The organism is Bacillus sp. AR8-1, from assembly GCF_008042345.1.
GTDB lineage: Bacteria > Bacillota > Bacilli > Bacillales > Bacillaceae_G > Bacillus_A > Bacillus_A cereus.
The window spans coordinates 186030-199636 of record NZ_QNUB01000018.1 but is presented as its reverse complement, the minus strand read 5'-3'; the positions used below and the strand labels follow the sequence as shown (position 1 = coordinate 199636).

Sequence of the window (13607 nt, the reverse complement as noted above, 5' to 3'; positions counted from 1 at the left end):
CTTAGTTGTGATTAATCCCACCATAAAAAAGCTTTTTCATTTTCTTAATTTCTTCGACTAACTCCTCAATGCTTTCTGTTCCTTGTTCCACTATATCTGGACAAAATTCATACATTTCTTGCGCGAAAGATTGCATTTCTTCGTCTGTAGGTAACGCGCTAAAAATGGCATCAACCCAGTCATGATCTGCACCGATTATGATAAAAGGATAGCGATCATTCCATTTTCTTAGTTTAAAAATAACATCTATATTGCTAACTTCGTAATTAACGCCATTTGTTTGTTGGATTGTATGGATATCAAATTGGTCATTTCCTTGTGTAATTGCAATTCTACACTCACTCTTACTTCCTTGACTAAAACTTCTTTCGCAAATAAAAGCTAAGTATCCAAGTTTCTGAACCTCAGATTGAAGTTTTATAACTTGCTGTTCAGCAGAATCCTCAAAGGTAACGAAAGAGACTCCGGCTATTTTAGATTTTGACTCAGTTGCATAAAAGGGCTGGATGCTGCTGTTAGTAACTTGTTTTATAACATTCAAAATTTCTTGACTAAATCCAATTTCCTTTCGTATTTCCTCGCTTATTAATTCATTTTTTTGTTTTTTAATGAATCCTAATATTTTTTGAAATTCATATAACAACCACCTATAAAATATTCTTACTTACACCGCAAAATTCAGAGTGGAGCAATTTCCTTTTTCGGATTTTATCTCATTTGTCTAATGAATGACAACTACTTATTCTATGGTCAGTATGTCACGTCCAGAACGAATTGTAACAGGTTTTTTCAAGTTTCCAACTTCTTGCTAGGCTCAATTTCTTAATTTAACTTGTACTGATATCCCCTGAGGGCGCATATTCTTGTATTAATACTTCTATTATTATGGGTAACATTCTCTGATCCATCATTGTCCTGATAAATATGATTTCATATAGCGACTGTTTTAATTAACATGAGATGAACTCTTACAGAATATAGTTATGTTAGTGAAGTCGTTATAACACGATAGGCACTTGTGAAGAAATACATATATATGGGATGAGGAGGGGGTCTTTCGAGATGAAGAAATTAGAACAAATGAAAAATTGGTTAACAAAACAAGTAGACCTACCAGTGGATGTATTAATGGATCTGCCTCGGATTACTCTTGTTGGGCAAATACATATTTATATAGAAAATCATCGGGGGCTATTAGTGTTTTCAGATAAAGAAGTGCGATTGCTTTTAAAACATGGTCAATTACTAATTAAAGGACAATCCTTTGTTATTAAAACGATTCTTCCAGAAGAGCTTTTGCTCGAAGGGATAATTGAGCAAGTAACATTTTTAGAAAATGAAAAAAAAGGTGATTGAAGTGAAACTTCCATTTGTGAAGTTTTTCTTCTTTATCCTGTAAAAGTTTCGTTGATAGAGACCGATTACAGTTTTAATTTGTTTCATTTTAGTACGAGCTATTTTAATGCTTCAAATAAAAAGTAGTATATCTACTTTTAGAAAGGCAGTGAAGGTGGTAAATGAAAAATAAATGGTTTATAAAGTGGCTTGGATATGTAAAAGTGCGGATTGAAGGTAGAGGAGCGGAACGGTTTGTTAATGAATGTGTACGGAGGAATTTGTTAGTTTGGGATGTTAAGAAAATAGCTGATGAAACGTTAGTTTTTTGTATGTTGTTACGCGATGTGAAAAAAATAAAACCAATTTATAGAAAAAATGAATGTAAATTATATTTTATTGGACGTTATGGTTTTCCTTTTTGGAATAAGCGTTTAATTAAAAATAGTGGATTTTTAATTGGGTTTTTAATTTTCTTTTTTGGCGTGATTGCAATGTCAAATATGGTTTGGAAAATTGAAATTACAGGAGCAAAACCCGAAACAGAATATATATTGATGAAAGAATTGGATAAAATGGGTATTAAAAAAGGGAAACTACAATTTCAAATGCCGAATGTAGAAGATGTACAACGCCATTTGACAGATAATATTAATGCCATTACTTGGGCGGGACTAGAAGTAAGAGGAACGACGTATCATTTTAAAATTGTTGAAAAAAACGAACCGAAAAAAGAAAAGGAACAAAGGCCGCAAAATTTAGTAGCAAAAAAAGAAGCGATTATTACAAAAACGTTTGTAGAAGTTGGAAAGCCGGTTGTACTGAAGAATGATCATGTAGAAAAAGGGCAGATTCTCGTATCAGGAATATATGGTAATGAGGAAAGTCCGACGATTGTTTCAGCGAAAGGTATTGTGTATGGCGAAACGTGGTATACATCTAAGGTAGATGTTCCGCTAAAGACGCAATTCCAAGTGTATACTGGTAATGTATACAATGAACATTTTCTTAAATTTGGGGATACGAAAATAAAAATATGGGGATTTCAGCATGATAAGTATAAACGCTCTCGTACTGAAAGTGTAAAGCATGATGTGAAATTATTTGGTTTTACACTGCCGATTGCATATGAAAAAGATGTTGTGAGAGAAGAGGAAGAAGCGAATCGAGAATATACAGAAAAGCAAGCGCTGAAAGTAGCGAAGGAGATGGCCGAAAAAGAACTAAAGAAAAAATTGGATGAACATGCTATGATTGTAAGTGATAAGATTTTGAGTAAAGAGGTTGAGGCGGATCAACTAAAAGTCACATTGCATTATACTGTGGTTGAAAATATTGCAGAGCCACAACCAATATCCGAATCCGATATTCAAGGAGACTGAGTAATGGCAGAACAATTAGTAGAAATGAACCAACAATTGGAAAATACTAACGAAGCAATCGCTCTTTTTGGAGTCAATGATGCACATTTAAAAGTAATTGAACGAGAACTGAATGTATCGATTGTAACTAGAGGAGAAACTGTTCATGTATCTGGATCAGTTGAAACGGTGACACTCGTAGAAAAAATCTTACAGCAATTACTTGTTGTAATTCGTAAAAGTATATCAATTTCAGAGAGAGATGTTGCGTATGCAATTCAGCTCGCGCAACAAGGGAAAATTGCTCAATTTGAAGAGTTATATGAAGAAGAAATTTTCAAGACTGCAAAAGGTAAATCCATTCGTGTAAAAACAATGGGGCAAAGAAGATATATTCATGCGATGAAGAAGAATGATATTGTCTTTGGGATAGGGCCTGCAGGAACTGGAAAAACATATTTAGCTGTAGTAATGGCTGTGAGAGCTTTAAAACAAGGATATGTAAAGAAAATTATTTTAACAAGACCTGCTGTAGAAGCTGGAGAAAATTTAGGTTTTTTACCAGGGGATTTGAAAGAGAAGGTAGATCCATACTTACGTCCATTATATGATGCCTTACATGATATTCTTGGACAAGAATATACGCAGCGTATGATGGAGCGAGGAGTAATTGAAATCGCGCCGCTTGCTTATATGAGGGGGCGTACGCTTGATGATTCATTTGTTATTTTAGATGAGGCTCAAAATACAACGGGTGCTCAAATAAAAATGTTTTTAACAAGATTAGGTTTTAGTTCTAAAATGGTTATTACAGGGGACCCTTCACAAGTAGACTTGCCAAAAGGGGTAAAATCAGGGCTATCTATAGCTGCTAATATTTTATCTGGTGTATCAGGTCTGTCATTTATTACATTAGAACAAACGGACGTTGTGAGACATCCATTGGTGCAACGTATTATTGAGGCATATGATAAAATGGAATGATCCTATTTGTCAGGATCATTTCTTTTTGTATGATAAGGTTGGCGAACGTCATATTTTTTACTATCATGAAAGATAAGGAAAATAAACTATAGGTACTGGTGTGTAAAATGTTGCCTCAAAGTATCGTTGGGTAGAAGAAATGAAAGCTATAAATAGTTTCACTTTATTTCTGGAGAGGAGAAGGTATTGAAATCATGTCAAGATCTCAAGAAATTTCTAAGTGGTTTCGTAATTTACAACATTCGAAAAAACTAAGTTGGATTTCTTACGTTGTGTTAGGAGCAGTGCTGTTTTTTGCGCTTATGAATAATGTAAAACCAGAACAATTAGATGTTAATATGTATTCTATTGCGAAAAAGACAATCCATTCTCCTATAAAAATTGAAGATAAAGTTACAACGGATAAAAAGAAAAAAGAAGCCGCTACAAAAGTTGAAGATCAATATACATATAAAAGTGAGTATAAACAAAACAAAGTTGATATTGTGAATGACGTCTTTGCTAAAGTGGATGAAGTGGTGCAAGAGATTAAAGCTGTTGGACCGGATGATCAAAAAAAGATGACTGATGCTGAGAAAGTAGATAAGTTAAAAAAGAAACTACCCGCTGACTTAACGAAAGAATTATCTGATTCAAACTTACTAAATTTGATTAATGCAGATTCGAGCCAATTAGTATTAGCGAAAGATGCTGCGGTCACAGCGATTAATAGTATCATGACTGAGCATATTAAAATGGACGAATTGAAAGATGCGAAAGAACGATATGTAAGTGAGATGAATAGTGTTAATGTTGATAATGGTTTAAAAGAGTCAATTAAGGCGCTAGGAAGATATGCAATTTCAGCGAACTATTTTTATGACCCGATCTTAACGAAAGAGAAGAGAAAAGCAGAGGAAGATTTAGTTCCACCTGTTTATATTCTTCAAGGACAAGTTCTTGTTAGAGAAGGTGAAACGATTTCAAGTGATGTGTATAATCAGTTGAAATTAGTTGGTTTGTTAGAAAAAGGGAACGGCTTTCAACCTTATGTTGGATTAGCGGTACTCATTGGTGTATTACTATACTTTATGCATAAACAATTTGAATTATTTTTAAAGAGAAAAAGAGAAGATAGACCGTATGTTTTAGCGTATATTACAATTTTGTCTATCACAATCGTCTTAATGAAAATCATTAGTTTGTTTCAAAAACTTGAATACGCAGGGATTGCATATGTTGTCCCAGTTGCGATGGGAACAATACTTGTAAAACTAATGATTGGTGATCGATTTGTCTTTTTAACGAGTATGATTTTTTCTGTATGCGGAAGTATTATGTTTAATGAAGGAGTAACGAGTACATTAAATTATAGTGTAGGGATTTACGTATTGTTAAGTTCATTATCGGTTAGTATTTTCTTGCGAGAAAAAAATCGTCGTACAATGATTTTACAAGCTGGTATACTCGTTTCTGTATTAAATGTAGTCGTATTAGCGGCGCTCTTATTATTACGTAATGGGAATTTTTCGCCTCTTGAAATTGGTACGCAATTATTAATGGCTTCACTTTCAGGGATTATATCATCCGTTTTGGCTATGGGGATTTTACCATATTTAGAAAGTGGACTTGGAATCGTATCAAGTATGAAGCTTATGGAACTATCAAGTCCAAATCATCCGCTTTTACGCAGAATTTTGTTAGAAGCGCCAGGGACATATCATCATAGTGTAATGGTAGCGAATCTTTCTGAGGCTGCTTGTGAAGCAGTTGGGGCAAATGGTGTATTAGCGCGTGTAGGGGCATATTATCATGATGTAGGAAAAACAGTACAACCGCAATTCTTTATTGAAAACCAAATGGGAATTAAAAACCCGCATGATAAATTAGATCCTGTAACGAGTAAAGATATTATAATTGCTCACGTAACGGATGGAGTAAGAATGCTCGAAGAATATCATATTCCACAAGAAATTATTGATATCGCTGGGCAACATCACGGTACAACGTTACTGAAATATTTTTATTATAAAGCTATTAAAGAAGATAAAGAAAAATATACAGAAGAGATGTTCCGTTATCCAGGTTCAAAAGCAACTTCGAAAGAATCGGCAATTGTTGGTATTGCTGATAGTGTAGAAGCTGCGGTACGTTCTATGAATCACCCAACGCCAGAACAAATTAATAATTTGGTGCAAAGTATTATTAAAGATCGACTGCAAGACGGTCAATTTAGTGAATGTGATTTGACGTTTAAGGAACTACAAATCGTTGGAAAAACGTTGTGTGAAACGTTAAATGGTATTTTCCATTCGCGTATTACATATCCGGAACCTCCGGAAGAAAAGGAGAAAGAATGAGTTTGTTAATTGATTTTATTGATGAAACAGAAGAAGTAAAAGAAGAGTATATGAGTTTAATTCGTGAAGTGTTAGAAAAAGCAGCTCAAATGGAAAATATCGAGGATGGTGCGGAGGTATCGGTGACATTTGTAGATAATGAGCGCATTAGAGAAATTAATCGTGATTACCGAGATAAAGATCAACCTACAGATGTAATATCCTTTGCCATGGAAGAGATGGGAGAAGGAGAAATGGAGATTGTTGGTGCAGAGATGCCGCGCATGTTAGGGGATCTTATTATCTCTATTCCAAGGGCGAAAGAGCAAGCTGAAGAGTACGGACATTCTTTCGATCGTGAACTTGGATTTTTGGCGTTACATGGCTTTTTACATTTACTTGGTTATGATCACATGACAGAAGAAGATGAAAAAGAAATGTTCGGAAGACAAAAAGAAATTTTAGAAGCTTTTGGATTAGGACGATGAAAAAAGGAAAACTTATAGATAGTTTTGGATATGCTATAGCTGGTATATTCTTTTGTTTTCGTCATGAACGAAATATGAAAATCCATTATTTAGCCGCAGTCATTGTTATATGCTGCGGCTTTTATTTCCATATTACGAAAATAGAGTGGATGATATTACTTATTGTAATAGGGAGTGTAATGAGTTTAGAGATGGTAAATACGGCTGTGGAAAAAACGGTAGATTTAGCGACTGCCGATATTCATCCGTTTGCAAAAATTGCAAAGGATGTTGCGGCAGGAGCGGTTTTATTGTTTGCAATTATAGCTGTTATAATTGGTGCTATTATCTTTTTACCGTATATGGTATAGTTGCATTCCGAAGCTTTTATTAAGCTTTGGAAGTGCTGTAAGGGCCTTTAATGAGAGAGTGTATCTCTTCATAGCTGTGAACAGGAAGGATGCGGGAATATGAATAGTAAACAATTAATTCTAGAAGCAATCGAAGCGCGTAAACAAGCGTACGTACCATATTCTAAATTTCAAGTAGGTGCAGCATTATTAACGCGCGGTGGAAAAGTATATCGTGGATGTAATGTTGAGAATGCATCATATGGCTTATGTAATTGTGCTGAAAGAACAGCTTTATTTAAGGCGGTTTCTGAAGGAGATAAAGAATTTGTAGCCATTGCGGTTGTAGCAGATACAAAGCGCCCAGTACCTCCTTGTGGAGCATGTCGACAAGTTATGGTAGAATTATGTAAACAGGATACGAAAGTATACTTATCAAACTTACATGGTGACGTTCAAGAGACGACAGTCGGAGAATTGTTACCAGGAGCATTTTTAGCGGAGGATTTACATGAATAGAAAAGGTTATAAATCAGGTTTTGTCTCTATTATTGGCAGACCGAATGTTGGAAAATCTACATTTTTAAACCGTATTATCGGCCAGAAAATTGCTATTATGAGTGATAAGCCACAAACGACTCGTAATAAAATTCAAGGTGTATATACAGAAAATGATGCACAAGTTATTTTCATTGATACACCAGGAATACATAAACCTAAACATAAATTAGGCGACTTCATGGTAAAGATGGCGCAAACGACATTAAAAGAAGTTGATATTGTTCTGTTTATGGTTAATGCAGTTGAAGGATTTGGTCGTGGTGAGGAATTCATCATTGAGAAATTAAAAGAAACGAAACAACCAGTATTTTTAGTCATTAATAAAATTGACCAACTTCATCCAGAGCAATTACTAGAGTTAATTGATCAATATCGTAAACTACATGAGTTTGCAGAGATTGTACCAATTTCTGCGTTAGACGGTAATAATGTGGACGCTTTAATTGGAACAATTAAAAAGTATTTACCAGAAGGACCACAATACTATCCAGAGAATCAAGTAACGGATCATCCGGAGAGATTTATTATTGCAGAGCTTATTCGTGAGAAAGTACTACATTTAACACGTGAAGAAGTGCCGCATTCTGTGGCTGTTGTTATCGATGCGATTCAAAAGCGTGAGGGCGGGGCAGTTTATATAAATGCAACGATTGTTGTTGAACGTGCATCACAAAAAGGAATCATCATCGGAAAACAAGGAAAAATGTTAAAAGAAGTTGGTAAGCGAGCTCGTTTTGATATTGAAGCGCTACTTGGTTCTAAAGTATTTTTAGAAGTATGGGTAAAAGTGCAAAAAGATTGGCGTAATAAAATGTCTCAGCTTCGTGACCTAGGTTTCCGCGAGGATGAGTACTAAAATAGAGTAAAGTTGTAATCAGTGGATGGTTGGTTCATCCACTGATTATTGGTTTTTATGAACTTTGATAAATTAGGAAAAATTTTTCTCACATGAAAATGGACAAAATGGGTCAATTTAATAACAACAAAGGAAATTGGTTTATAGGCTACGCTTATTGAGAAAGGTGGATTCTTATGCTAGATTTTACCTGGAAGTTTTTCTCCAAAACAGGAAGCATTGAAACGTACTTGCTTTTGAAAGAAATGGAAAAAGACGTAAACGATGAGATGGATCAACATGAAGAGGAGCTAGCGCATCTAGACTCTCCAATTTCTTGACCCGTTTTGTTCAAACCTTGGATGGTGACGAACATGTTTCAAAAAGTTGAGGGCATCGTTATCCGTACGACAGATTACGGAGAAACGAACAAGATTGTTACAATATTCTCAAGAGAACTTGGTAAGGTAAGTGCAATGGCAAGAGGGGCAAAAAAACCGAAAAGCCGATTAGCATCTGTGTCGCAATTAATGACACATGGCCATTTTCTTATTCAAATGGGATCTGGGCTTGGAACATTGCAACAAGGCGAGATTATTTCAACTATGAAAGAAATTCGCGAGGATATATTTTTAACTGCTTATGCATCATTTATTGTTGAGTTAACTGATAAAGCAACAGAAGATAAAAAACATAATCCGTATTTATTTGAAATGTTATATCAAACGTTGCATTATATGTGTGAGGGTGTTGATCCAGAAGTATTATCATTAATTTATCAAACGAAAATGCTTCCGGTATTAGGGATGCGCCCGTACTTTGATACATGTGCGATTTGTCATCAAGAAACAGACTTTGTCGCCTTCTCCGTAAGGGAAGGCGGTTTTCTGTGCTCACGTCATGCAGAGCAAGACCCATATCGTATACCGGTAGGAGAAGCTGTTCATAAATTATTACGTCTTTTCTTCCATTTCGATTTACATAGGCTCGGAAATGTATCGGTAAAGGATAGCACAAAAAAACAAATGCGTTTAGTATTGAATACATATTATGATGAATATTGCGGAATTTATTTGAAATCAAGACGTTTTTTAGAACAACTTGATAAGTTTCAAATATAATTTTGGGCCGTATACGGTCCTTTTTACATACTTTCTTTTTCGAATAGCATATTTAGTATATAATATTTAAGAGATAGTATAACTTTTTTCGTTGTGCATTAAAGGTGGTGATTATCATAGAGCTGAATAAACGGCAAGAACATATCATTCAGATTGTAAAAGATCACGGTCCTATTACAGGGGAATCAATTGCAGCGCAATTGGGTCTAACACGTGCGACGCTAAGACCAGACTTAGCAATTTTAACGATGGCTGGTTATTTAGAAGCACGTCCACGCGTAGGTTATTTTTATACGGGTAAAACTGGGGGGCAGCTATTATCTGAAGCTGTTAAGAAAATTAAAGTACAAGATTATCAATCTAGACCGGTTGTAATTGATAAAAATGTTTCCGTATACGATGCAATTTGTACGATGTTTTTAGAGGACGTTGGTACATTGTTCGTTGTAGATCAGATGACTCTATTAGTTGGTGTTGTGTCTCGTAAAGATTTATTAAGAGCGAGCTTAGGAAAGCAGGATTTAACCTCTCTTCCGGTTAATATTATCATGACAAGGATGCCAAACATTGCGATGTGTCGTAGAGAGGATTCTTTATATGATATTGCGATGGAATTAATAGAAAGACAGATTGATGCAATGCCAGTTGTAAAAGATACGAAACAAGGTTTAGAAGTGATTGGGCGAATTACAAAAACAAATATTACACGTGCGTTTGTAAATTTAGTAAATAACGAATAAGTGTAATTTGTTTAAAGTGAGGTAATGTAATGGATAATAAAATCGTATATGTCGTATCTGACTCTGTAGGGGAAACGGCTGATTTGGTTGTTCGAGCAGCAATGGGGCAATTCCCGTTTGCTCCTGATATTAGACGTGTACCGTATGTAGAAGATACAGGGACATTAAAAGAAGTGATTTCGATTGCTAAGAGTAATCAAGCACTTATATGTTTTACGTTAGTTAAGCCTGATATGCGCCAGTATTTAGTAACAGAGGCTGCAAAAGAAGGGGTAGAGGCATACGATATTATCGGCCCTCTTATTGATCAAATTGAAGAAATTACGGGGCAAGTGCCGAGATATGAGCCAGGTGTTGTCCGTAGGTTAGATGAAGAATACTTTAAAAAGATTGAAGCGATTGAATTTGCTGTGAAGTATGATGACGGCAGAGATGCACGAGGTATCTTAAAAGCAGATATCGTGTTGATTGGTGTTTCGCGTACATCAAAAACACCACTTTCCCAATATTTAGCTCATAACAAACGCTTGAAAGTTGCGAATGTACCACTCGTGCCAGAAGTTGACCCACCTGAAGAACTATATCAAGTGGCAAAAGAAAAATGTTTCGGTTTGAAAATTACGCCAGATAAGTTAAATCATATTCGAAAAGAACGATTAAAATCACTTGGATTAAGTGATGGAGCAACATATGCAAATATTAATCGTATTCAAGAAGAAATTGATCACTTTGAGGAAGTAATTAGTAAAATAAATTGCCAAGTAATCGATGTATCGAATAAAGCGATTGAAGAAACAGCAAATATTATTGTGAATGCAGTGCAAAACCAAAAAATGTTTTAGCACATTTACCAAAGGTGAATGTGCTTTTTTCGCTCGTGTGAAATATGATACCTATGGATTTTGTAATAGATTGTAGTGTAATGGTTATACTTATACTCCTTTGTCTTTTAGTATATTCAAGGTGTGAGTTTGTCATCCTGAAATGTAAGCTGAAAAAATAAAGGGATATGTAGCGTAGTTGAAGAAAATATATTATAATAAAAAATTGTGATAAAAACCTATATTTTACGTTTAGACTTTAATTTTTCAGAATAAACTAGGGATAGGATTTACGAAAAAGACATGTAATTACGTTAAATCGACAAAATCTATACAAGAAAACGCACATTATGGAAGGATTCACAGAAGGGATGTAGAATACAGAAATATGCAAAACATCAACAACATATTAGTTGGTGTAGATGTATATCCCGTGAAGGCTGAAATTGTGCAAGTTGGAGCGGAATTTCATGTCGGAATTTTGTTTGTCGCATCATATGCTCATCCTTTAAGGAAATAGCAAGGCAATTGGATCATTGTAGATACTGAACAAAATGGAGTTGATTGTTATATGGATCAACATGAAAAAGTTACAGATCTCAAGATCAAACAGTATATGTGGCTTGCTACTCTTCTTGTAAAAAGGTGTATATGTATTGTTTCTAAGAGATACATTTGTAACAGATGAGCAAATGTATACAATTTTATATAGCAAGTATGTATATGCGATTTATGCAGATAAAGGACCTATAGGAAAGGTTCAAAATCGTTTATACAATGTAATCGGCAACACTTTCTAACAAGTTTAGAAAAATATTGTCGAATTATAAAGGAATTTTTTAATTTATATCGAATACAAAATACGACACGGAGATGGAGTTATGGGGAACAGAATTCCCGAAGAAGTTGTTGAACAGATTCGGACATCATCCGATATTGTAGAAGTCATTGGTGAATACGTTCAACTTAGAAAACAGGGGCGTAACTATTTCGGCCTTTGTCCATTTCATGGTGAGAATTCTCCTTCATTCTCTGTTTCATCTGATAAGCAAATTTTTCATTGCTTCGGATGTGGAGAAGGTGGAAATGTATTTTCCTTTCTAATGAAAATGGAAGGACTGGCTTTTACCGAGGCTGTTCAAAAGCTAGGCGAAAGAAATGGAATTGCGGTTGCAGAGTACACATCAGGACAAGGACAACAAGAAGACATATCTGATGACACTGTCATCATGCAACAAGCTCATGAATTATTGAAAAAGTATTATCATCATTTATTAGTAAATACGGAAGAGGGAAATGAAGCACTTTCATATTTATTAAACCGTGGTATTACGAAAGAGATGATTGAGAAGTTTGAAATTGGTTATGCATCACCTGCTTGGGATGCAGCGACGAAAATTTTACAAAAAAGAGGTTTATCGCTGTCTAGTATGGAACAAGCTGGCCTTCTAATAAGAAGTGAGAAGGATGGTAGTCATTACGATCGCTTCCGTGGAAGAGTTATGTTCCCGATCTATACGTTACAAGGTAAGGTGATAGCGTTTAGTGGAAGGGCGTTAGGGGATGACACTCCGAAATATTTAAATAGCCCTGAAACACCGATTTTTCACAAAAGTAAATTGTTGTATAACTTCCACCAAGCAAGACCGTTTATTAGAAAGCGTGGGCAAGTGGTTCTTTTTGAAGGATATGCCGATGTACTAGCTGCGGTAAAAAGTGGTGTGGAAGAAGCTGTTGCGACAATGGGAACAGCTTTAACTGAAGAACAAGCAAAACTTCTGCGACGTAACGTTGAAACTGTTGTTCTTTGCTATGATGGTGATAAAGCAGGGCGAGAAGCGACGATGAAAGCAGGGCAATTATTGCTAAAAGTTGGTTGCCAAGTGAAAGTCACATCCTTGCCAGATAAGCTTGATCCTGATGAATATGTGCAACAATATGGGACTACCGCTTTTGGAAATCTTGTGAAATCAAGTGTGAGTTTTGTTGGTTTTAAAATAAATTATTTGCGTTTAGGGAAAAATTTGCAAGATGAGTCTGGCAAAGAAGAATATGTGAAAAGTGTTTTAAAAGAGTTATCGTTGTTACAAGATGCGATGCAGGCAGAGTCATATTTGAAGTCATTATCGCAAGAATTTTCGTATTCAATGGAAACACTTTTGAATCAATTGCACCAATATCGCAAAGAACAAAAGGTACAGCAAAAACAAATAAAGCAGGTTGCTAAACCGTCTCAAGTCGTTCAAACAAAACCGAAGTTAACAGGTTTTGAAAGAGCGGAAAGAGAAATTATTTACCATATGTTGCAAAGTGCAGAAGTAGCTGTTCGTATGGAATCCCATATAGAAGATTTTCATACAGAAGAACATAAAGGGATTTTATATGAACTATACGCATATTATGAAAAGGGAAATGAACCTTCAGTCGGAACATTTTTAAGTTGGCTCTCTGATGAAAAGTTGAAAAATATTATCACTGATATTTCGACGGATGAATTTATTAATCCAGAATACACAGAAGAAGTGTTGCAAGGCCATTTGGAGACGCTTAGACGGCATCAGGAAAAACTTGAAAAGATGGAGATCATCTTTAAAGTGAAACAAATGGAAAAAACAGATCCTGTAGAGGCTGCTAAATATTATGTAGCATATTTACAAAATCAAAAAGCGAGAAAATAGCTTTTTTGATAAAGTTTTAGTATAATGAATGTTTGT

General features: G+C 35.1%; 15 protein-coding genes and 1 pseudogene. 15 read left to right on the top strand and 1 reads right to left on the bottom strand.

Annotated features, from left to right (window positions below; translation table 11 throughout):
* Positions 1-11 precede the first annotated feature (11 nt).
* A pseudogene (locus DN400_RS14425) lies at positions 12-643 on the bottom strand (DUF4253 domain-containing protein).
* Between the two features lie 419 nt (positions 644-1062).
* Here DN400_RS14425 and yqfC point away from each other — a divergent pair.
* The 15 genes from yqfC (at position 1063) to dnaG (ending at position 13571) form a co-directional block, all read left to right on the top strand.
* Positions 1063-1356, top strand: coding sequence for a sporulation protein YqfC (gene yqfC / locus DN400_RS14420; protein ID WP_000732269.1), 294 nt, complete (start codon positions 1063-1065; stop codon positions 1354-1356).
* 161 nt (positions 1357-1517) lie between these two features.
* Positions 1518-2717 (top strand): sporulation protein YqfD, encoded by a 1200-nt coding sequence (gene yqfD, locus DN400_RS14415; protein WP_000792498.1) that lies wholly within the window; start codon positions 1518-1520, stop codon positions 2715-2717.
* Positions 2718-2720: 3 nt separating this feature from the next.
* On the top strand, positions 2721-3680 hold the full coding sequence (locus DN400_RS14410) for a PhoH family protein (protein WP_147801723.1): 960 nt from the start codon (positions 2721-2723) through the stop codon (positions 3678-3680).
* A gap of 194 nt (positions 3681-3874) precedes the next feature.
* Positions 3875-6019, top strand: coding sequence for an HD family phosphohydrolase (locus DN400_RS14405; RefSeq protein ID WP_000091513.1), 2145 nt, complete (start codon positions 3875-3877; stop codon positions 6017-6019).
* Positions 6016-6486, top strand: a complete 471-nt coding sequence (ybeY, locus tag DN400_RS14400) for an rRNA maturation RNase YbeY (RefSeq protein ID WP_000054684.1) — start codon at positions 6016-6018, stop codon at positions 6484-6486. The genes DN400_RS14405 and ybeY overlap by 4 nt, the downstream gene beginning before the upstream one ends.
* Positions 6483-6836: a diacylglycerol kinase family protein gene (locus tag DN400_RS14395; protein ID WP_000715464.1), complete on the top strand. Its 354-nt coding sequence runs from the start codon at positions 6483-6485 to the stop codon at positions 6834-6836. The genes ybeY and DN400_RS14395 overlap by 4 nt, the downstream gene beginning before the upstream one ends.
* Before the next feature lie 99 nt (positions 6837-6935).
* Positions 6936-7334 (top strand): cytidine deaminase, encoded by a 399-nt coding sequence (locus DN400_RS14390; RefSeq protein WP_001086285.1) that lies wholly within the window; start codon positions 6936-6938, stop codon positions 7332-7334.
* Positions 7327-8232 (top strand): GTPase Era, encoded by a 906-nt coding sequence (gene era / locus DN400_RS14385; protein ID WP_001080230.1) that lies wholly within the window; start codon positions 7327-7329, stop codon positions 8230-8232. Before DN400_RS14390 ends, era begins: the two co-directional genes overlap by 8 nt.
* 176 nt (positions 8233-8408) lie before the next feature.
* On the top strand, positions 8409-8552 hold the full coding sequence (locus tag DN400_RS14380) for a YqzL family protein (RefSeq protein ID WP_000883924.1): 144 nt from the start codon (positions 8409-8411) through the stop codon (positions 8550-8552).
* A 33-nt stretch (positions 8553-8585) separates the two neighbouring features.
* Positions 8586-9332, top strand: a complete 747-nt coding sequence (gene recO, locus DN400_RS14375; protein ID WP_000487009.1) for a DNA repair protein RecO — start codon at positions 8586-8588, stop codon at positions 9330-9332.
* Between the two features lie 107 nt (positions 9333-9439).
* Positions 9440-10072 (top strand): transcriptional regulator CcpN, encoded by a 633-nt coding sequence (ccpN, locus tag DN400_RS14370; protein WP_000583756.1) that lies wholly within the window; start codon positions 9440-9442, stop codon positions 10070-10072.
* A 29-nt stretch (positions 10073-10101) separates the two neighbouring features.
* Complete coding sequence (locus tag DN400_RS14365) at positions 10102-10914, top strand: pyruvate, water dikinase regulatory protein (protein ID WP_000368944.1); 813 nt, start codon at positions 10102-10104, stop codon at positions 10912-10914.
* 367 nt (positions 10915-11281) lie between these two features.
* A complete protein-coding gene (locus DN400_RS29885; RefSeq protein WP_002024806.1) occupies positions 11282-11413 on the top strand; it encodes a hypothetical protein in 132 nt (43 codons plus the stop codon).
* 136 nt (positions 11414-11549) lie between these two features.
* Positions 11550-11693: a hypothetical protein gene (locus DN400_RS29475; protein ID WP_000479733.1), complete on the top strand. Its 144-nt coding sequence runs from the start codon at positions 11550-11552 to the stop codon at positions 11691-11693.
* Positions 11694-11774: 81 nt separating this feature from the next.
* Positions 11775-13571 carry a DNA primase gene (dnaG, locus tag DN400_RS14360; protein WP_065229368.1) on the top strand — a complete coding sequence of 599 codons (1797 nt, stop codon included), beginning with the start codon at positions 11775-11777 and terminating at the stop codon, positions 13569-13571.
* Positions 13572-13607 lie beyond the last annotated feature (36 nt).